We start from the raw sequence: 19,911 nt of genomic DNA, 5'->3' as shown, positions 1-19,911 counted from the left end.
ATTGATGATAACCTATACTTTATAAGAGGAGTAAAGAAATGAAAAAAAGTAGAGTCTTTGTTGCAGCAGGAGTTGCTTTATTAGCAACAGGTGTATTAGTAGCTTGTGGGAATTCAAAATCATCTGATTCGACAGCTCCAAAAACCTATGGTTATGTCTATTCGGCTGACCCAGAAACATTAGATTATATTATTTCTGGAAAAGAGAGTACGAAAGTGGCTACTTCAAACGGGATCGATGGCCTCTTCACAAATGACAAATACGGGAATTTGGCTCCTGCGGTTGCAGAAGACTGGTTTGTATCAAAAGATGGATTGACTTATACCTACAAAATTCGTAAAGGTGTCAAATGGATGACATCTGATGGTGAAGAATATGCTGAAGTGACTGCTAAAGATTTCGTGAATGGATTGAAACATGCGGCAGATAAGAAATCAGAAGCCCTATATCTAGCTGAAACTTCTGTTAAAGGTTTGTCTGATTATTTAGCCGGAAATTCAAAAGATTTCTCTACAGTAGGTGTTAAAGCAGTTGATGATTACACTCTCGAGTATACTTTGAACCAACCAGAACCTTATTGGAACTCTAAGATGGCTTACGCAATTTTCTGGCCATTAAACGAAGAATTTGAAAAATCAAAAGGTTCTGATTTTGCTAAAGCAACAGACCCTACATCTTTGCTATATAATGGACCTTTCTTACTTAAAGGTTTGACTGCTAAATCTTCTATCGAATTTGCTAAGAACGAGCAGTACTGGGATAAAGAGAATGTTCATTTAGATACAGCAACACTTGCATATTTTGATGGTTCGGACCAAGAATCACTTGAACGTAACTTTACAAGTGAAGCATACAGCTTTGCTCGTCTTTACCCAACCAGTTCAAACTTCTCAAAGGTAGAAGAGTCATACAAGGATAATATTTTCTACACTCCATCAGGAGCCGGTATTGGAGGTTTAGGTGTAAATATTGATCGTCAAAATTACAAATATACCTCTAAAACAACAGATGAAGAGAAAACATCTACTAAGAAAGCTCTTCTTAACAAAGACTTCCGCCAAGCCTTGAACTTTGCCTTTGACCGTACAGCTTACTCTGCTCAAGTTAATGGTAAAGAAGGTGCTCCTCTAGCAGTTCGTAATCTATTTGTGAAACCGGACTTTGTTTCTGCAGGTGAAAAAACTTTCGGTGACTTGGTTGCTGAAAAAGTTACGACTTATGGAGACGAGTGGAAAAATGTAAACTTTGCCGATGGTCAAGACGGTCTCTTTAATGCTGATAAAGCTAAAGCAGAATTTGCTAAAGCTAAAACTGCTTTGGAAGCAGAAGGTGTGAAATTCCCTATCCACTTGGATGTTCCAGTAGACCAAACGTCTAAAAACTTTATCGCACGTATTCAGTCATTCAAACAATCAGTTGAAAAAGTTTTAGGTGAAGAAAATGTTGTAATCGACATTCAACAAATTTCTAAAGATGAATTCTTTAATGCGACTTATTATGCTGCTAATGCGGCGGCTGAGGATTGGGATCTTTCAGGTGCGGTTGGATGGAATCCAGACTATGAAGATCCATCAACTTATCTTGATATCCTTAAATCAACTAATAGTGAGCAAACGAAAACTTATATGGGTTATGATGATCCATCAAATGCAGCTGCAGCAAAAGTTGGTGTGAAAGATTACGATAAATTGCTTGATGAAGCTGGAAAAGAAACAAGTGATCTTAACAAACGTTATGAAAAATATGCTGCTGCTCAAGCTTGGTTGACAGACAGCTCACTCTTCTTACCAGCTATGTCTTCTAGTGGTGCTGCACCATTCATTTCTCGTGTTGTACCATTCTCAGCTTCTTATAGCCAATCTGGAGACAAAGGTTCAAATGTCTACTTCAAATATATTCAGTTACAAAATAAGGTTGTAACAAAGGCTGATTATGAACAAGCTCGTGAGAAATGGCTCAAAGAGAAAAAAGAATCAAACGAAAAAGTTCAAAAAGAATTGACTAAACACGTTAAATAAATAACTCTCAAGGGAACTTTCTCTCCATGAGGAGAAGGTTCTTTTGGGATTTTAAAAGGAAACGATATGAAGAAATATATTTTTATGCGTGTCTTGCGGTCATTGGTTTCTATCTTCTTAGTAACAACCTTGACTTACACGATTATCTATACAATGGTTCCTCGAAAATTGATTTTCAAACAGGATACCAACTATAACAAGATTGCTACAACTGCTGATAAACGTGATAACTATGAGAATACCGTTTATGAGCGTATGGGCTATATCGAGTACTACGATACCAAAGAGTTGCAAGAAAAAGCTAGCCAGATGGATGCTTCTGTAACAGTTGAAGCCAATGATACCAACAAGGCTATCTATGAAAAATACATCAAACAAATCGGTCATGGTTGGACCCTGGGAGAATTTACTGAAAGTGGCCAATTCTACGCTACACGTGAAATTCCAATTTTTGAACGTGTGTTTAAATTCTATGCAAACTTGCTTGATATCGACCACACAAACAAGATTCAGGACCCAGAAAATCCAAATTTGGAGCGTTATTTGCGTTTTGAAAATGATCCCGCTATCGGCTGGTCTCTGGTAGGTTCAGGGACTAAACACAAGTACCTCTTGTACTTCAATAGTCAGTTCCCATTTGTTCACCAAAACTTTGTGAACTTGAATTTGGGTGATTCATATCCAACTTATGCTAATACTCCTGTGCTTCAAGTTATCACACAAGGACAAGGTCAAACTAAGACATCAGAAGTGCAATTCCCAACTGGTAAGAAAACATCTTCAGTTAATATCTACTCAAGAACCTACAAATCGCCTAGTCAGGCTGATTCTCGTGAAGTAGCTAACTATGGGAAAGATGACCCATATACTGCAACTGAAAGCAACTACCAATATCCTTCTATGATTGCTAGCTCTGCAGTCGTTGGATTGATTGGTTTGGTGATTTCTTATGCGATTGCCGTGCCACTTGGTTCAGCTATGGCTCGCTTCAAGAATACTTGGATTGATAGCTTCTCAACAGGGTTTTTGACCTTCTTGATGGCCCTTCCAACCATTGCCTTGGTTTACATTGTTCGTTTGATTGGATCATCAATTGGTCTTCCAGATTCATTCCCTATCTTGGGTGCTGGAGATTGGCGTTCGTATGTTTTACCAGCAGTTATCCTTGGTTTATTGGGTGCTCCTGGTACAGCTATTTGGATTCGTCGTTACATGATTGACTTGCAATCACAGGACTTTGTTCGTTTTGCTCGTGCAAAAGGTTTGTCTGAAAAAGAAATTTCAAACAAACACATCTTTAAAAATGCCATGGTTCCGCTGGTTTCAGGAATTCCTGGTGCTGTTATCGGGGTTATCGGTGGTGCAACCCTTACTGAAACAGTCTTCGCTTTCCCAGGTATGGGTAAAATGTTGATTGACTCTGTAAAAGCATCTAATAACTCTATGGTCGTAGGTCTTGTCTTCATCTTTACATGTATTTCTATCTTCTCACTTCTTTTGGGAGATATTTGGATGACTATTATTGACCCACGTATTAAATTGACTGAGAAAGGAGGCAAATAATGTCTACAATCGATAAAGAAAAATTTCAGTTCGTAAAACGTGACGATTTTGCCTCTGAAGCCATTGATGCGCCAGCCTATTCATACTGGGGCTCAGTGTTTAGACAATTTATGAAGAAGAAATCAACTGTAGTCATGTTGGGAATCTTGGTAGCTATCATTTTGATGAGTTTCATCTACCCAATGTTTTCTAAGTTTGATTTCAATGATGTCAGCAAAGTAAACGACTTTAGTGCTCGTTATATCAAGCCAAATGCTGAGCATTGGTTCGGTACAGACAGTAACGGTAAATCTCTCTTTGACGGTGTCTGGTTCGGAGCTCGTAACTCTATCCTCATTTCTGTGATTGCGACAGTGATTAACTTGGTTATCGGTGTTTTTGTCGGTGGTATTTGGGGAATTTCAAAATCAGTTGACCGTGTGATGATGGAAGTTTATAATGTCATCTCAAACATCCCATCTCTTTTGATTGTCATTGTCTTGACTTACTCAATCGGAGCTGGATTCTGGAATCTGATTTTTGCTATGAGTGTGACTACTTGGATTGGTATTGCTTACTCAATTCGTATTCAGATCATGCGTTATCGTGACTTGGAGTATAACCTTGCTTCACGTACACTTGGAACACCAACCTTTAAGATTGTTGTAAAAAACATTATGCCACAATTGGTATCTGTTATCGTTACGACGACATCTCAAATGCTTCCAGCCTTTATCTCATACGAAGCTTTCCTTTCATTCTTTGGACTTGGATTGCCGATTACAGTTCCAAGTTTAGGTCGTTTGATTTCAGATTACTCTCAGAACGTAACGACAAATGCATACCTCTTCTGGATTCCATTGACAACTCTTGTCTTGGTATCCTTATCCCTTTTCGTAGTTGGTCAAAACTTAGCGGATGCTAGTGATCCACGTACACATAGATAGGAGTAGAAATGACAAAAGAAAAAAATGTAATTTTGACTGCTCGCGATATTGTCGTGGAATTTGACGTTCGTGACAAAGTATTGACAGCCATTCGCGGCGTTTCCCTTGAACTAGTTGAAGGAGAAGTATTAGCCTTGGTAGGTGAGTCAGGATCAGGAAAATCTGTTTTGACAAAGACTTTCACAGGTATGCTTGAAGAAAATGGTCGCATTGCCCAAGGTAGCATTGACTACCGTGGTCAAGATTTGACAGCTTTATCTTCTCACAAGGATTGGGAACAAATTCGTGGCGCTAAGATTGCGACTATCTTCCAAGATCCAATGACTAGTTTGGACCCAATTAAAACAATTGGTAGTCAGATTACAGAAGTTATTGTAAAACACCAAGGAAAAACAGCTAAAGAAGCGAAAGAATTGGCCATTGACTACATGAATAAGGTTGGGATTCCAGATGCAGATAGACGTTTTGATGAATACCCATTCCAATATTCTGGAGGAATGCGTCAACGTATCGTTATTGCGATTGCTCTTGCCTGCCGACCTGATGTCTTGATTTGTGATGAGCCAACGACTGCCTTGGATGTGACCATCCAAGCTCAGATTATTGATTTGTTGAAATCTTTACAAAACGAGTACCATTTCACAACAATCTTTATCACCCACGACCTTGGTGTGGTGGCAAGTATTGCAGATAAGGTAGCGGTTATGTATGCAGGAGAAATCGTTGAGTATGGAACTGTTGAGGAAGTCTTCTATGACCCTCGCCATCCATATACATGGAGTCTCTTGTCTAGCTTGCCTCAGCTTGCTGATGATAAAGGGGATCTTTACTCAATCCCAGGAACACCTCCGTCACTTTATACTGACCTGAAAGGGGATGCCTTTGCCTTGCGTTCTGACTATGCAATGCAAATTGACTTCGAACAAAAAGCTCCTCAATTCTCAGTATCAGAGACACATTGGGCTAAAACTTGGCTACTTCATGAGGATGCTCCAAAAGTAGAAAAACCAGCTGTGATTGCAAATCTCCATGATAAGATTCGTGAAAAAATGGGATTTGCCCATCTGGCTGACTAGGAGGAAGGAAATGTCTGAAAAATTAGTAGAAATCAAAGATTTAGAAATTTCCTTCGGTGAAGGAAGTAAGAAGTTTGTCGCAGTTAAAAATGCTAACTTCTTTATCAACAAGGGAGAAACTTTCTCGCTTGTAGGTGAGTCAGGTAGTGGGAAAACAACTATTGGTCGTGCCATCATCGGTCTTAATGATACAAGTAATGGGGATATCATTTTTGATGGTCAAAAGATTAATGGTAAGAAATCGCGTGAACAAGCTGCAGAATTGATTCGTCGTATCCAGATGATTTTTCAAGATCCTGCCGCAAGTTTGAATGAACGTGCGACTGTTGATTATATTATTTCTGAAGGTCTTTACAATCACCATTTGTTTAAGGATGAAGAAGAACGCAAAGAGAAAGTTAAAAATATTATCCGTGAAGTGGGGCTTCTTGCTGAGCACTTGACTCGTTACCCTCATGAGTTCTCAGGTGGTCAACGTCAACGTATCGGTATTGCCCGTGCCTTGGTGATGCAACCAGACTTTGTTATTGCAGATGAGCCAATTTCAGCCTTGGACGTTTCTGTGCGTGCCCAAGTCTTGAACTTGCTCAAAAAATTCCAAAAAGAACTTGGTTTGACCTATCTCTTTATTGCTCATGACTTGTCGGTTGTTCGCTTTATTTCAGATCGTATCGCAGTTATTTATAAGGGTGTTATTGTAGAGGTTGCTGAAACAGAAGAATTGTTTAACAATCCAATTCACCCATATACTCAGGCCTTGCTTTCAGCTGTACCAATTCCAGATCCAATCTTGGAACGTAAGAAGGTCTTGAAAGTTTATGACCCAAGCCAACACGACTATGAGACTGATAAGCCATCTATGGTTGAAATCCGTCCAGGTCACTATGTTTGGGCTAACCAAGCCGAATTGGCACGTTACCAACAAGGACTAAACTAATAATGGTTTTATAATTTCCATGTCAGTTTTTATGGAAATTATAAAACTTTTTTTGTTGGAATGATTTGAAAGGCTTTGAAATCTTCCTGAAAGAATTTTCGAAAAATTTTAAAAAATTCTGAAATATTCTTGACAGGTGATGAAAAAGGTGGTAAGATAGGAAACATCAAAAAAGAAAGCAGAAAAAGAAATGAATAAGAAACAAGCTGTAACGATGAATCAAAACTTTTACTTTAGCTACTTTAGATAGTGTTTGTAGACATGTCACCATGGATGCAAACAGTTCAAGCAATTTGTTTGTATCTATGTGGCTAAGATTTTTGATTGCGGTCCATATAGATGAATATCTAAATGGACTAGCTAAGTTATAACTTGTTAGATTATTTCAAGCATCCGTTTAGATATTATCTAGGCGGTTTTTTGTTTTATCTTTTCTGAGAAGGAGTTTCATTATGAAAGTTGTTCGAAAATTACTAGCCCCTCTCTTGGTAGTGGGAATCCTCTTGACCTCTCTGATTAGTTTGCATCAGTTGAAGGCAGATAAGAAAAAAGATGTGTTTCGTATCGGTATTTCGCAATTTATCACTCATCAATCTTTGGACGCTACTAGAGAAGGATTTGTGGATGAACTGGCGAAGCAAGGCTATATTGAGGGGAAAAATATTGAGATTGATTTGCAAAATGCACAGGGAGAACAACGAAATCTTAAAACGATTTCCCAGCAACTAGCAGAATCAAGCGATGTTGTTCTAGCTATCGCAACGCCTTCTGCTCAGAGCTTGGCCAATACAACACAAACGACACCGGTTATCTTTTCAGCTGTAACAGATCCTGTCAGTGCCAAGTTGGTTGAGTCAAGAGAGCATCCTGGGGGCAATGTAACTGGGACAAGCGACCAGTCATCAGATGCCATTTCAACTCAAATCAATTTGATAAAGAAAGTGTTGCCAAAGGCTAAAACAATTGGAATTCTCTATACTCAGAGCGAGCCAAACTCAGTTGTCCAAAAGGATGAAGCTAAGCGTCTTCTGGAAGAAAAAGGCTTTACCGTTGTTGAAAAAACAATCTTGGACAGTAACAACGTCAAGGCTGCTGCAGAAAGCTTGATGGCAGAGGTGGATATGGTTTTTGTACCAACGGATAATATCATTTCATCAACCATGGAAACAGTCAAGCAGGTTTCTATTAAACACAAGGTACCAGTATTTGGTGGTTCAACAGAAATGATTGCTGTTGGTGGCTTGTATAACTACGGAACTAATTATGAAGAATTGGGACGTCAGACAGCGCGAATGCTGATTCGTGTCTTAAAAGGTGAGAAGCCAGAAAATATAGCAGTTGAGTTGCCTGAAAAACTGGAATTGCATACTAATCAAGAAATGGCAGATGCATTGGGAATTGATATCAGTAAGTTAGAAGGTAAGGAATAAGGAGGTTTAAGATGAATTTTGTATTATCTAGTTTATCAGAAGGTTTGTTGTGGTCGATTATGGCTATTGGGGTCTACTTGACTTTCCGGATTTTGGATATTGCGGATATGACAGCTGAGGGATCCTTTCCCTTGGGGGCGGCTGTCGTCGTATCTCAGATACAGGCAGGGACAAATCCTTGGATTGCGACCTTGCTAGCTTTGCTGGCAGGTATGGTAGCAGGTCTTGTATCAGGAATGCTCCACACCAAGATGAAAATCCCAGCGCTTTTGACAGGGATTGTGACCTTGACAGGGCTTTATTCAATTAATATTAAAATCATGGGTAGCGTGCCCAATCTTTCCTTGGGAGATTCTTCAACCGTCTTTAAACAATTGGCGAGTTTGGGTCTGACAAATGAAGAAGCTGTTTTCTCACTCAGCTTAGCCTGTCTCTTACTTGTTTGTTTAGTCTTGACTCTTTTGATGAAAACAGAGATTGGTTTGGTCTTGCGTTCGACTGGGGACAATATTCCGATGAGTGAGGCTAATGGGGTCAATGTCGACACTATGAAGATTGTTGGTTACATGATTTCAAACGGTTTGATTGCTCTATGTGGTTCCTTGTTCGCCCAAAATGATGGATTTTCAGATGTGACTTCTGGGACAGGAACCATTGTTGTTGGTTTGAGTGCAGTTATTATTGCGGAAGTTTTGATACACGACTTGACCATTGGAGGTCGCTTGTTATCCATCGGAATTGGTGCTATTGTTTACCGTTTGATTATTTTAAATATCTATGAAATTCCAAATCTAGATCAAAACCTGGTTCGTCTCTTTAATGCAATCTTGCTTGCCTTGGTTTTATTTGCACCAGAATTGCAAAAGAGACTAAAGATTCGTGGTTTGAAACTGAGAAATGAATAGGAGGAGAAAGTTATGGCAAGTTTATTAACACTTGAAAATATTCACAAGACATTTGAAACAGGGACGGTCAATGAGAATCATCTCCTCAAAGGATTAGATTTAGAAGTTGAAGAGGGAGATTTTATCTCTGTGATTGGTGGAAATGGAGCAGGGAAATCCACTTTGATGAATATCTTGGCTGGCAATCTATCGGTGGATGAAGGGGACCTTTTATTGGCAGGGAAATCCATTAAAAATCTGAGTGTCAGAAAGAGAGCCAAGGATATTGCCCGTGTTTTTCAAGATCCTAAGATGGGAACAGCTTCTCGTTTGACGATTGAGGAGAATATGGCTATTGCCTTGAGACGCGGGCAGAAGAGAGGGCTTGGTTGGGGCGTGAAGGAGAAGGATAGAATCCAGTTCCAAGAGGCCTTGAAGGAGTTGAATATTGGTCTTGAAAACCGCTTAAAAGTAGATACTCAATACCTCTCAGGAGGACAAAGACAGGCTTTGACCCTAGTCATGGCAGCTCTGGTGAAACCCAAACTCTTGCTTTTGGATGAACATACTGCGGCACTTGACCCGAAAACGAGTCAAATGGTGATGGATTTGACGCAAAAGATTGTGGAACACCATCAGTTGACGACTTTGATGATTACCCACGATATGAACCATGCGATTGAGTACGGCAATCGTCTCATTATGCTCTATCAGGGTAAGATAGTGGTGGATGTCAAAGGGGAAGAGAAAAAGAATCTAACAGTTGAAGATCTCATGCATCTCTTCCAGAAAAATAGTGGCCAAAGTCTGGTCAGTGATGAATTAGTTTTGGGATAAAGAAAAACACCACACTTTGTAAGACACAAGGTGTGGTTGTATTTTATCTCTTAGACCAAGTTCTCTTCATAAAGAGAAGTAGGATTGGGTATATCTCCAAGCGGCCTGCAATCATTGCAAAGGAGAGGAGAATTTTTGAGATAGGACTAAAGATTGAGAAACTAGAAGTGGTTCCTAGGATAGGCCCAATATTATTGAAACAGCTAAAGACAGCGCTGGTCACAACCAGAAAATCATTGCTATCTAGGCTGACAATAAAGATAAGGGATAGCAAAATCATAGAATAGATGACAAAGTACTTGAGAATCTTATGCTGGGTATCTTTGTCAATCACTGTTTTATTAACATGGAGGGTCAAAACACGGTGGGGCGATAGGATTGACAAAATCTGATTTTTAGCAATTTTTGAAAGGATAAGACCTCGAATAACCTTGAGTCCACCTGCGGTTGAACCAGCAGAGCCACCGATACCCATGAGGAAGAGAAGGATAAACTGGGAGAAGAGGGGCCAGTTGGTAATATCTCCGTAACCAAAACCAGTCGTTGTAATGATATTGGAAACCTGGAAGAAGGCCATTTCAAAGCTCTTGGAAAATCCTGAGTAGAGATAGAGGGTATTAAGGCTAATCAAGCCTGTCGAAACCAGCACGATGACCAAGTAAGCCCGAAGTTCTTCGTCACCAAAGAAGGCTTTGACGCGACGGAGCATGAGGTAGTAGTAGAGATTGAAATTTACCCCAAAAACCAAAACCCCGATACTAACCAGATAGGTAATCAGTGAGCTACCATAGTGAGCAATTCCATCGTTATAGACTGTAAAACCTCCTGTACCTGCTGTTCCCATGGCAATGACAAAACTATCAAATAGGGGCATGCCAGCCAGATAATAGATGATGACAAAGAGGGAGAAGAGAGCTAGATAAAGGAGATAGAGAATCTGGGCAGTGTTTTTTAGTTTGGATACTACTTTACCAAAAACAGGGCCAGGAACCTCAGCCTTCATCACTTCTAGGTGACTATTCTTGGCATTATCCATAATAGCAAGTGCAAAAACAAGCACTCCCATCCCTCCAATCAAGTGGGTAAAACTTCGCCAGAAGAGGAGGGAGCGACTGAGGACCGAAACGTCGTTCAGAATAGTTGCTCCAGTAGTTGTAAAGCCAGAGCTGATTTCAAAAAAGGCATCGATAACGCTGGGAATTTGCCCAGCAAAAACAAAGGGGAGACCGCCAAAGAAAGACCAAAGGATCCAACAGAGGGCAACAATCAAGACTCCCTCCTTGGCATAAATCCGTTGATTTTTTGGCTTTTGTAAAATTCCTGAACCGCCTAGTAATACGAGAATCCCTATTGTTGAAAAGAGGGCTGTAAAGACTTGGCTCGATTCACGGTAATAGAGAGCAACAACTACAGGAACCAAAAGAAGAACAGCTTCAATCAAAAGTAATTTTGAAAGGAGGTAGCGAATCATACTTTTATTCATTACTTACCTCGCAATCAAGTCATAAATCTTGGTGATGTTTGGCAACAGGGTTGTTACTAGGAGCTTGTCTCCAACTTCCAGCATATCCTCCCCAGTTGGGAAAATAGTCTTGCCCTTTCGAATGATAGCTGCAATCAGAACCCCTTTTTTCAATTTCAGTTGAGAAAGAGGTTTGGCAGTCATCTTATTAGCTTCCTTGATATGGAATTGCAGGGTTTCGATTTGGCCATTGGCTAGATGGTGCATGGCCTGAAGGTCTGAATACTGGGCATTAACCCGACCACGAATAAAGTGCATGATTGTATCTACAGCGATGCTTTTAGGTGTGATGATACTTGAAAAATCAGGTGCATTGATAATCTCGAGGAGACTGGTACGATTGACCTTGGTGATATTTTTTTGTACACCTACCCTGTCAAGGAACATAGAGGTAATCAGATTTTCCTCATCGACCCCTGTTAGAGTTGCAACGGCATCATAGTTTTGAGCACTTTCTTCCAGCAGGATATCTTTTGCGGTACCATCTCCTTGAACGATGTAGAGATTTGGGAATTTCTCGCTAAAGAAGCTGGCGATTTCAGGATTGATTTCAATAACCTTGGTATCGATACGACTGTCTTTGAGAATACCTAGAAGATAATAAGCAATTCTACCTGCGCCAACAATAAGAAGACTCTTCACGGCACGAGACTTGAAATAATTATGGAAGAGCATCATGTCAACACGGTTACCAGTGACAAAGATTCTATCTTTATCCTGTACAGTCATGTCACCGCTTGGAATGATAATTTGATGATCCCTCTCTATCGCACAGACAATGACATTGCCAAATTTTTTCCGAAAATCAGAAATGGGCATTTGGCAAAGACCACTGGAGGATTTAACAGTGAATTCCATCAAGCTGACCCGTCCACCAAAGAAACGTTCGACAGAGAGGGCGTTGGGGAAGTCAATGATATTCGCGATAGCACGAGCAGCCAAGAGCTCAGGGTTAACGATAAGAGAAAAACCGAGAATATTCTTTTCCTTGAAATAAGAGTTAGAATATTCAGGGTTCCGCACACGAACGATGGTCTCTTTAGCTCCCATTTTTTTGGCTAGAACAGCTGCAATCATGTTGACTTCATCGTATTCAGTCAGGGCGATAAAGATATCACAATCCTGGACACTGGCTTGCTCAAGGATGGTAAAATCGGCCCCGTTACCAAGGATACCCATGATATCAAAGCGATTAACAATATGATTGAGAACAGCTTCGTCTTGCTCAATCAGCAAAACATCATGCTTTTCTGCAACCAAGGAGCGACAGAGGGCAGAACCAACTTTTCCCCCTCCGACAAGGATAATTTTCATAATAAAACCTACTTCTTCATTATGTAACTATCATACCTTTTTTCAAGAAAAAATGCACCTACTAGCTAATCAGCAGAGTTTTTAGTAGGAAATTTGTTATAAGGTAAAACTATACCCTATACCTGTTAAATCTGGTCATTAAGTACCTTTGCACCATTCCTCTGGCTATTATCTTTTTGATGACAACACATCCTAGTCAGTTTGCTTCCAGTTTAAATCAAATTGGTGTGCCTTATAAGATTGCCTATTCTGTCAGTCTGACCTTGCGCTATATTCCAGATTTGCAGGAAGAATTCTTTACTATCAAGATGTCTCAGGAAGCGCGTGGGATGGAATTATCCAAGAAAGCTTCTCTTATGCAACGAATCAAAGGCAATCTGCGCATTATTACACCCTTGATTTTCAGTTCCTTGGAACGTATTGATACCATCGCGACCGCCATGGAGCTTCGTCGCTTTGGGAAAGAGAAAAAACGCACTTGGTATAGTTACCAGGCCTTGAAAAAAGGAGATTATCTTACCTTGCTCTTGGCAGCTGTGTTTTTAGTAGCTAGTTTACTACTTATCTTGCAAAATCACGGACGATTTTACAACCCTTGGAAATAGCTTGAAAAAATTGAAAAAATCAAGTCGTTTCTATTGACAATGATTCTGAAAGTGTTATACTAAGAAAGTAGTTTCGCTGATTTACTTCAAACCTGTTGTGAGGTAAGTTAACGATGCCTTAACCACGCTGTTTGCTGAGCTTGACTCCGGGCAGTGTGGCTATTTTTTTGCAATGGTAAAAGGAAGCAAGTCATGACAAATCACATTGTATTATTTGAGCCACAAATTCCACAAAATACAGGCAATATCGCGCGTACTTGCGCTGCAACCAATTCTCCCCTCCACATCATCAAGCCTATGGGCTTTCCTATCGATGACCGCAAGATGAAGCGAGCTGGTTTGGATTATTGGGATAAGCTAGAGATTTATTTTTACGAGAGTTTAGAGGATTTCATGTCTCAGATGAAGGGAAAACTCTATCTGATTTCTAAATTCGCTGAGAAAGTGTATTCTGATGTGGATTTATCGACTAACGAAGACCATTATTTTCTATTTGGACGTGAAGACAAGGGCTTGCCTGAGGACTTTATGCGAGAACATCCTGAGAAAGCTCTCCGTATTCCTATGAATGATGAACATGTCCGCAGTCTCAATGTGTCTAATACTGTCTGCATGATTGTCTATGAGGCTCTTCGCCAGCAGAACTTTGCAGGTCTTGAGCTTGTTCATACCTATGAAGTGGATAAATTGAAATAAAAAATGAAAATGAACAAAATGCTTGCGCTTGCAAGCGTTTTTTGTTATGATAAAAGAGTCTTCAGGGCAGGGTGAAATTCCCGACCGGCGGTAAATTTGACTAGCTATTTTAGCCTTCTCGTCGTTGTCTTGTCTCGATATACTTTAAGTATTATCTTCGACTGCGACGCCTAGATAAATCTAAAATATCTTAGCCAAATAAGTCCGCGAGCGCAAGCTGATGTGGTGAGATTCCACAACCGACAGTATAGTCTGGATGGGAGAAGACGAAAGAATAGCTTTGTCTGTTCTGATAGATTTATAGCCAAACTGTAACCGCTTGCTTAACAGAGTAAGAGGGAACTTTTTGGATATAAAAAGTGAGAATAGATAGAGGAAGCCTTTCTAACTTCTTCTGATTTTATAGAAAATTGGAGGAACCTGTTATGACAAACACACGTCGACTTTCGACCATTGCGATTTTATCAGCCATCTCATTTGTGCTGATGTACTTTGACTTTCCGCTTTTACCAGCGGCGTCCTTCCTCAAGATCGAATTTAGTATCTTGCCAGTCCTTGTGGGCTTGGTGGTCATGGATTTGCCTGCTGCTCTAGGAGTTCTCTTGCTTCGCTCACTCTTGAAATTGCTTCTTAACAGCCAGGGAGTGAATACTTACATTGGTTTGCCGATGAATATCGTAGCTTTGGGAGTTTTTGTCATCGTATTTGCTTTGATTTGGAAAAAGGAACGGACAACCCTTCGTTTCCTACTAGGCTCTCTAGCTGGGACTATTGGTTTAACCGTGGCTATGTTGGTTCTCAACTATGTTTATGCTGTTCCTTTGTACGCTAAGTTTGCTAACTTTGATATTGGAAAAATTTTGGGACTTTCCAACTACCTAATGACCATGGTATTACCTTTTAACTTGATTGAGGGTGTAATCTTTTCCGTTTCATTCTGGTTGTTGTATGTTCTTTTGAAACCAACCTTAAAACATTATGAAAGATAAACAAACATTTTTAATGAAGGGCAGTTTTGCCCTTTTACTTTTCGTTATTCTTGGCTATATGGTCAAATTTTACCCTGAAACGCTAGTCGGTTTTGACCAACCGATACAGACTGCTGTTCGAGGAGACTTGCCAGATTACTTGACTATTCTTTTTAGGGCCATCACACGCTTGATTGATATTCCAGTGATTATCACTTGGGTTGTCATTACAGCTTTTGTCTTTTATCGTAAGCGGTGGAAGATAGAAAGTTTCTTCATGCTGGGAAATCTGGCTTTGGCAGGTCTTTTAATCGTGACCTTTAAAAATATCTACCAGCGCCCACGGCCAGATATCTTACACTTGGTTGAGGAGAAGGGATTTTCCTTCCCAAGCGGCCATTCTCTGGCTGTAACCTTGATGGTCGGCTCTCTGATTGTTATTCTTAGTCAGCGGATTAAAGATCCGGTCTGGAGAAAAATCGTACAAATCGTCCTTGGCCTCTACCTAGTCAGTGTGTTGGTATCAAGGGTCTATCTGGGAGTTCATTACCCATCAGACGTCCTTGCCAGTCTCTGTGTGGGCTTGGGAGTCTTGTTTATCGAATTTCCCTTCTATGACAAGCTACGCTTCCAATGGCGATTTAAAGGCAAGCAGAAGTGAGATAGGTCTTGCAAGAATGGTAAAAATCTGATAAACTATGTAGTAATTGAATAGAAATCTGCAAGACTAGTAACTCAAGGGAAGTATATCAGGGAGGAGAGCCGTGACTGTAAGCTCTCTATATGAAAGCTGGGTGAATTCACTTGTGCATGGATTTAGAAATGAAGGTCTGACTTGTCAGATGAAAACGGATGGTACCGCGTGTCAACGCTCCGAGTGGAGTTTTTGGCATGTGGTTTTCTTTTTATCTACGAGAGACTGATGGAGGAATTATGTCAACTATTAAAGAACAATTAAAAGCGCTTCGTGAAGAAACGCTGGCTAGCTTGAAGCAGATTACTGCTGAAAATGAAAAAGAGATGCAAGATTTGCGCGTCTCTGTCCTTGGTAAAAAGGGGTCTCTTACTGAAATCCTCAAAGGGATGAAAGATGTCTCTGCTGAAATACGCCCGATTATCGGAAAACACGTTAATGAAGCTCGTGATGTCTTAACAGCAGCCTTTGAAGAAACAGCTAAGCTTTTGGAAGAAAAGAAAGTTGCAGCTCAATTGGCTAGCGAGAGCATTGATGTGACACTTCCAGGGCGTCCTGTTGCGACTGGTCACCGTCACGTTTTGACACAAACCAGTGAAGAAATCGAAGATATTTTCATTGGGATGGGTTACCAAGTCGTGGATGGTTTTGAAGTGGAGCAAGACTACTATAACTTTGAACGTATGAACCTTCCCAAAGACCACCCAGCCCGTGATATGCAGGACACATTCTATATCACAGAAGAAATCTTACTCCGTACTCACACGTCTCCAGTGCAGGCGCGTGCCATGGATGCCCATGATTTCTCTAAAGGTCCTTTGAAGATGATCTCGCCAGGGCGTGTCTTCCGTCGTGATACGGACGATGCGACTCACAGTCACCAATTCCACCAAATCGAAGGTTTGGTTGTTGGGAAAAATATCTCTATGGCAGACCTTCAAGGAACACTTCAATTGATTGTGCAAAAAATGTTCGGTGAAGAGCGTCAAATTCGTTTGCGTCCATCTTATTTCCCATTCACAGAGCCATCTGTTGAGGTGGATGTTTCTTGTTTCAAGTGTGGTGGAGAAGGCTGTAATGTATGTAAGAAAACTGGTTGGATCGAAATTATGGGGGCCGGTATGGTTCACCCACGTGTCCTTGAAATGAGTGGTATCGATGCGACTGTTTACTCTGGATTTGCCTTTGGTCTTGGACAAGAGCGTGTAGCTATGCTCCGTTATGGAATCAACGATATCCGTGGGTTCTACCAAGGAGATGTCCGCTTCTCAGAACAGTTTAAATAATGATTAGAAAAGTAGAAATGGCAGATGTTGAAGTGTTGGCTAAAATAGCTAAACAAACCTTTCGTGAAACATTTGCTCATGATAATACGGAAGAGCAGTTACAGGAATACTTTGAAGAGGCTTATAGTCTGAGAGTTTTGTCAACTGAGTTGGAAAATCCAGAATCCGAAACCTATTTCATTATGCATGAAGAGGAGATAGCTGGTTTTCTCAAAGTCAACTGGGGAAGTGCTCAAACTGAGAGAGAATTAGAGGACGCTTTTGAAATTCAACGCCTCTATGTGCTACAAAAATTTCAAGGATTTGGACTAGGTAAGCAATTATTTGAATTCGCTCTGGAACTTGCTACAAAAAATAGTTTTTCTTGGGCTTGGTTAGGTGTTTGGGAGCATAATACAAAAGCTCAAGCGTTTTATAATCGATATGGTTTTGAAAAATTTAGCCAACATCATTTTATGGTTGGTCAAAAAGTAGATACAGATTGGTTACTGAAAAAGAAATTAAGGTAAGAAGATGATTCTTCTATTGAAATGATAGGAAAGGAAAAGAACTAGAGTGGCAACTGTCATTCTGGAGAACTAAATTATGCTTGTATCTTATAAATGGTTAAAAGAATTGGTGGACATTGATGTGCCATCACAAGAGTTGGCTGAAAAAATGTCAACCACAGGGATCGAGGTAGAAGGTGTCGAATCACCAGCTGCCGGTCTCTCAAAAATTGTCGTCGGTGAGGTCTTGTCTTGCGAAGATGTGCCAGAAACTCACCTCCATGTTTGTCAGGTTAACGTTGGCGAAGAAGAAGCCCGTCAAATCGTTTGTGGTGCACCGAATGTGCGTGCTGGAATCAAGGTCATGGTGGCACTTCCAGGAGCTCGCATCGCTGACAATTACAAAATCAAAAAAGGGAAAATCCGTGGCTTGGAGTCACTTGGAATGATCTGTTCACTTGGTGAATTGGGAATTTCTGACTCAGTTGTACCTAAGGAATTCGCAGATGGCATTCAAATATTGCCAGAAAATGCCCTTCCTGGGGATGAAGTCTTCTCATATCTAGACTTGGATGATGAAATCATCGAACTTTCTATCACACCCAACCGTGCAGATGCCCTTTCTATGCGTGGAGTGGCTCACGAAGTGGCAGCCATCTATGACAAGGCAGTAAACTTTAAAGAATTCAGTTTAACAGAAACCAATGAATCTGCAGCAGATGCTCTTTCTGTCAACATTGACACAGACAAGGCGCCTTACTATGCCGCTCGTATCTTGGACAATGTGACCATCGCACCAAGTCCACAATGGTTGCAAAACCTCCTCATGAACGAAGGTATCCGTCCAATCAATAACGTAGTGGATGTGACCAACTACATCCTGCTCTACTTTGGTCAACCAATGCATGCCTTTGACTTGGATACCTTTGAAGGGAGTGACATCCGTGTGCGTGAAGCGCGTGCTGGTGAAAAATTAGTGACTTTGGATGGTGAAGAACGTGACTTGGAAACAAATGACCTAGTTATCACTGTCGCAGACAAGCCAGTAGCTCTTGCAGGTGTTATGGGCGGTCAAGCAACAGAAATCTCTGAAAAATCTAGTCGCGTTGTCCTTGAAGCAGCAGTTTTCAATGGCAAATCAATTCGTAAGACTAGCGGTCGCTTGAATCTTCGTTCTGAGTCATCTTCTCGCTTTGAAAAAGGCATCAACGTGGCAACTGTTAACGAAGCCCTTGATGCGGCAGCTAGTATGATTGCTGAGCTTGCAGGTGCGACGGTGCGCAAGGGTATTGTTTCAGCGGGTGAACTTGACACTTCTGATGTGGAAGTTTCTTCGACACTTGCAGACGTTAACCGCGTCCTTGGAACTGAGCTTTCTTACGCTGATGTTGAAGATGTCTTCCGTCGTCTCGGCTTTGGCCTTTCTGGAAATGCAGATAGCTTTACAGTCAGCGTACCACGTCGTCGTTGGGATATCACCATTGAAGCAGACCTCTTTGAAGAAATCGCTCGTATCTATGGATATGACCGCTTGCCAACTAGTCTTCCAAAAGACGATGGAACAGCTGGTGAATTGACTGCGACACAAAAACTTCGTCGTCAAGTTCGTACGATTGCTGAAGGGGCAGGTTTGACAGAAATCATTACCTACGCTCTAACAACTCCTGAAAAAGCAGTTGAGTTCACAGCTCAACCAAGTAACCTTACGGAACTTATGTGGCCGATGACAGTGGATCGTTCTGTCCTCCGTCAAAATATGATCTCAGGTATCCTAGATACAGTTGCTTATAATGTGGCTCGTAAGAACAAAAATTTGGCACTTTACGAGATTGGAAAAGTCTTTGAACAAACAGGTAATCCAAAAGAAGAACTTCCAAATGAAATCAACAGCTTTGCCTTTGCCTTGACAGGCTTGGTTGCTGAAAAAGATTTCCAAACAGTAGCAGTTCCAGTTGATTTCTTCTATGCTAAGGGAATCCTAGAAGCGTTATTTACTCGCTTGGGATTAGAAGTGACCTTTACAGCAACAGCTGAGATTGCTAGTCTTCACCCAGGTCGTACAGCTGTGATTTCACTTGGTGACCAAGTTCTTGGTTTCCTTGGCCAAGTGCATCCAGTTACTGCTAAGGCTTACGATATTCCAGAAACGTATGTAGCGGAGCTTAATCTTTCAGCCATCGAGGCTGCCCTTCAACCTGCTACTCCATTTGTGGAAATCACGAAATTCCCAGCAGTCAGCCGTGACGTTGCCCTCCTTCTTAAAGCAGAAGTGACTCACCAAGAAGTTGTAGATGCTATCCAAGCTGCAGGCGTGAAACGTTTGACAGATATCAAACTCTTTGACGTTTTCTCAGGCGAAAAATTAGGACTTGGTATGAAGTCAATGGCTTATAGCTTGACCTTCCAAAATCCAGAAGACAGCTTAACGGACGAAGAAGTCGCACGCTATATGGAAAAAATCCAAGCGTCTCTCGAAGAAAAAGTGAACGCAGAAGTGCGTTAAAGTATCAATCCATCCTTCGGGGTGGATTTTTGCTTTTCAAATAACAATTCAGGATCAAAAATAGACAGTTGAGGAACAGAGAAGATAAATTGGAGTTTACCAGTGTATAATGTACTCATAACTCAAAGTACCCTAAGATTTTTTACTAAAATGAGGATGATGAA

General features: G+C 40.8%; 16 protein-coding genes, 1 pseudogene and 1 riboswitch. Of the genes and pseudogenes, 15 read left to right on the top strand and 2 right to left on the bottom strand.

What is annotated here, in order from left to right; all coding sequences use genetic code 11:
• The first annotated feature begins 38 nt into the window (after positions 1 to 38).
• The 8 genes from KUA57_RS05820 (at position 39) to KUA57_RS05785 (ending at position 9,671) form a co-directional block, all read left to right on the top strand.
• Positions 39 to 2,018, top strand: a complete 1,980-nt coding sequence (locus KUA57_RS05820) for a peptide ABC transporter substrate-binding protein (protein ID WP_218493839.1) — start codon at positions 39 to 41, stop codon at positions 2,016 to 2,018.
• 66 nt (positions 2,019 to 2,084) lie between these two features.
• Complete coding sequence (locus KUA57_RS05815) at positions 2,085 to 3,581, top strand: ABC transporter permease (RefSeq protein WP_020902008.1); 1,497 nt, start codon at positions 2,085 to 2,087, stop codon at positions 3,579 to 3,581.
• Positions 3,581 to 4,507 (top strand): oligopeptide ABC transporter permease OppC, encoded by a 927-nt coding sequence (gene oppC / locus KUA57_RS05810; protein ID WP_004255894.1) that lies wholly within the window; start codon positions 3,581 to 3,583, stop codon positions 4,505 to 4,507. Before KUA57_RS05815 ends, oppC begins: the two co-directional genes overlap by 1 nt.
• An 8-nt stretch (positions 4,508 to 4,515) precedes the next feature.
• Positions 4,516 to 5,583: an ABC transporter ATP-binding protein gene (locus KUA57_RS05805; RefSeq protein ID WP_000159550.1), complete on the top strand. Its 1,068-nt coding sequence runs from the start codon at positions 4,516 to 4,518 to the stop codon at positions 5,581 to 5,583.
• Between the two features lie 10 nt (positions 5,584 to 5,593).
• Complete coding sequence (locus tag KUA57_RS05800; RefSeq protein WP_001291284.1) at positions 5,594 to 6,520, top strand: ATP-binding cassette domain-containing protein; 927 nt, start codon at positions 5,594 to 5,596, stop codon at positions 6,518 to 6,520.
• A 452-nt stretch (positions 6,521 to 6,972) separates the two neighbouring features.
• A complete protein-coding gene (locus KUA57_RS05795; RefSeq protein WP_060627154.1) occupies positions 6,973 to 7,950 on the top strand; it encodes an ABC transporter substrate-binding protein in 978 nt (325 codons plus the stop codon).
• Positions 7,951 to 7,961: 11 nt separating this feature from the next.
• Positions 7,962 to 8,855, top strand: a complete 894-nt coding sequence (locus KUA57_RS05790; RefSeq protein ID WP_120719149.1) for an ABC transporter permease — start codon at positions 7,962 to 7,964, stop codon at positions 8,853 to 8,855.
• A gap of 12 nt (positions 8,856 to 8,867) precedes the next feature.
• Positions 8,868 to 9,671, top strand: a complete 804-nt coding sequence (locus KUA57_RS05785; RefSeq protein WP_218493838.1) for an ABC transporter ATP-binding protein — start codon at positions 8,868 to 8,870, stop codon at positions 9,669 to 9,671.
• Between the two features lie 43 nt (positions 9,672 to 9,714).
• On the opposite strand, the gene KUA57_RS05780 is transcribed toward KUA57_RS05785, so the two are convergent.
• Positions 9,715 to 11,154 (bottom strand): TrkH family potassium uptake protein, encoded by a 1,440-nt coding sequence (locus KUA57_RS05780; protein WP_033681268.1) that lies wholly within the window; start codon positions 11,152 to 11,154, stop codon positions 9,715 to 9,717.
• 3 nt (positions 11,155 to 11,157) lie between these two features.
• Positions 11,158 to 12,507: a Trk system potassium transporter TrkA gene (gene trkA, locus KUA57_RS05775; RefSeq protein WP_042750050.1), complete on the bottom strand. Its 1,350-nt coding sequence runs from the start codon at positions 12,505 to 12,507 to the stop codon at positions 11,158 to 11,160.
• 119 nt (positions 12,508 to 12,626) lie between these two features.
• On the opposite strand from trkA, the pseudogene KUA57_RS05770 reads away from it, so the two are divergent.
• The 7 genes and pseudogenes from KUA57_RS05770 to pheT all read left to right on the top strand — a co-directional run.
• A pseudogene (locus tag KUA57_RS05770) lies at positions 12,627 to 13,112 on the top strand (energy-coupling factor transporter transmembrane component T family protein); the annotation flags it as partial.
• A gap of 192 nt (positions 13,113 to 13,304) precedes the next feature.
• On the top strand, positions 13,305 to 13,808 hold the full coding sequence (locus KUA57_RS05765) for a tRNA (cytidine(34)-2'-O)-methyltransferase (protein ID WP_000181383.1): 504 nt from the start codon (positions 13,305 to 13,307) through the stop codon (positions 13,806 to 13,808).
• A gap of 53 nt (positions 13,809 to 13,861) precedes the next feature.
• Positions 13,862 to 14,080, top strand: a riboswitch (FMN riboswitch).
• A gap of 153 nt (positions 14,081 to 14,233) precedes the next feature.
• Positions 14,234 to 14,797, top strand: a complete 564-nt coding sequence (locus tag KUA57_RS05760; protein ID WP_000185834.1) for an ECF transporter S component — start codon at positions 14,234 to 14,236, stop codon at positions 14,795 to 14,797.
• Positions 14,787 to 15,437, top strand: coding sequence for a phosphatase PAP2 family protein (locus tag KUA57_RS05755; protein WP_250646324.1), 651 nt, complete (start codon positions 14,787 to 14,789; stop codon positions 15,435 to 15,437). The genes KUA57_RS05760 and KUA57_RS05755 overlap by 11 nt, the downstream gene beginning before the upstream one ends.
• Positions 15,438 to 15,709: 272 nt before the next feature.
• Positions 15,710 to 16,756 (top strand): phenylalanine--tRNA ligase subunit alpha, encoded by a 1,047-nt coding sequence (pheS, locus tag KUA57_RS05750; protein WP_153192586.1) that lies wholly within the window; start codon positions 15,710 to 15,712, stop codon positions 16,754 to 16,756.
• Positions 16,756 to 17,265 carry a GNAT family N-acetyltransferase gene (locus KUA57_RS05745; RefSeq protein ID WP_218493837.1) on the top strand — a complete coding sequence of 170 codons (510 nt, stop codon included), beginning with the start codon at positions 16,756 to 16,758 and terminating at the stop codon, positions 17,263 to 17,265. Before pheS ends, KUA57_RS05745 begins: the two co-directional genes overlap by 1 nt.
• A 76-nt stretch (positions 17,266 to 17,341) precedes the next feature.
• Positions 17,342 to 19,747 carry a phenylalanine--tRNA ligase subunit beta gene (pheT, locus tag KUA57_RS05740; RefSeq protein ID WP_061864521.1) on the top strand — a complete coding sequence of 802 codons (2,406 nt, stop codon included), beginning with the start codon at positions 17,342 to 17,344 and terminating at the stop codon, positions 19,745 to 19,747.
• Positions 19,748 to 19,911: the final 164 nt, after the last annotated feature.

Origin of the sequence: Streptococcus vulneris (assembly GCF_019218685.1) — a bacterium.
GTDB classification, from domain to species: Bacteria; Bacillota; Bacilli; order Lactobacillales; family Streptococcaceae; genus Streptococcus; species Streptococcus vulneris.
This window is presented reverse-complemented; position numbering and strand designations above follow the sequence as displayed.

Bases quoted from the DNA above. Each gene is read 5' to 3' on its own strand.
- KUA57_RS05805 (WP_000159550.1), top strand. From the start codon at position 4,516: ATGACAAAAGAAAAAAATGTAATTTTGACTGCTCGCGATATTGTCGTG.
- KUA57_RS05755 (WP_250646324.1), top strand. From the start codon at position 14,787: ATGAAAGATAAACAAACATTTTTAATGAAGGGCAGTTTTGCCCTTTTA.
- KUA57_RS05760 (WP_000185834.1), top strand. From the start codon at position 14,234: ATGACAAACACACGTCGACTTTCGACCATTGCGATTTTATCAGCCATC.
- KUA57_RS05820 (WP_218493839.1), top strand. From the start codon at position 39: ATGAAAAAAAGTAGAGTCTTTGTTGCAGCAGGAGTTGCTTTATTAGCA.
- KUA57_RS05745 (WP_218493837.1), top strand. From the start codon at position 16,756: ATGATTAGAAAAGTAGAAATGGCAGATGTTGAAGTGTTGGCTAAAATA.
- KUA57_RS05790 (WP_120719149.1), top strand. From the start codon at position 7,962: ATGAATTTTGTATTATCTAGTTTATCAGAAGGTTTGTTGTGGTCGATT.
- oppC (WP_004255894.1), top strand. From the start codon at position 3,581: ATGTCTACAATCGATAAAGAAAAATTTCAGTTCGTAAAACGTGACGAT.
- KUA57_RS05765 (WP_000181383.1), top strand. From the start codon at position 13,305: ATGACAAATCACATTGTATTATTTGAGCCACAAATTCCACAAAATACA.
- pheS (WP_153192586.1), top strand. From the start codon at position 15,710: ATGTCAACTATTAAAGAACAATTAAAAGCGCTTCGTGAAGAAACGCTG.
- pheT (WP_061864521.1), top strand. From the start codon at position 17,342: ATGCTTGTATCTTATAAATGGTTAAAAGAATTGGTGGACATTGATGTG.
- trkA (WP_042750050.1), bottom strand. From the start codon at position 12,507: ATGAAAATTATCCTTGTCGGAGGGGGAAAAGTTGGTTCTGCCCTCTGT.
- KUA57_RS05795 (WP_060627154.1), top strand. From the start codon at position 6,973: ATGAAAGTTGTTCGAAAATTACTAGCCCCTCTCTTGGTAGTGGGAATC.
- KUA57_RS05800 (WP_001291284.1), top strand. From the start codon at position 5,594: ATGTCTGAAAAATTAGTAGAAATCAAAGATTTAGAAATTTCCTTCGGT.
- KUA57_RS05785 (WP_218493838.1), top strand. From the start codon at position 8,868: ATGGCAAGTTTATTAACACTTGAAAATATTCACAAGACATTTGAAACA.
- KUA57_RS05815 (WP_020902008.1), top strand. From the start codon at position 2,085: ATGAAGAAATATATTTTTATGCGTGTCTTGCGGTCATTGGTTTCTATC.
- KUA57_RS05780 (WP_033681268.1), bottom strand. From the start codon at position 11,154: ATGAATAAAAGTATGATTCGCTACCTCCTTTCAAAATTACTTTTGATT.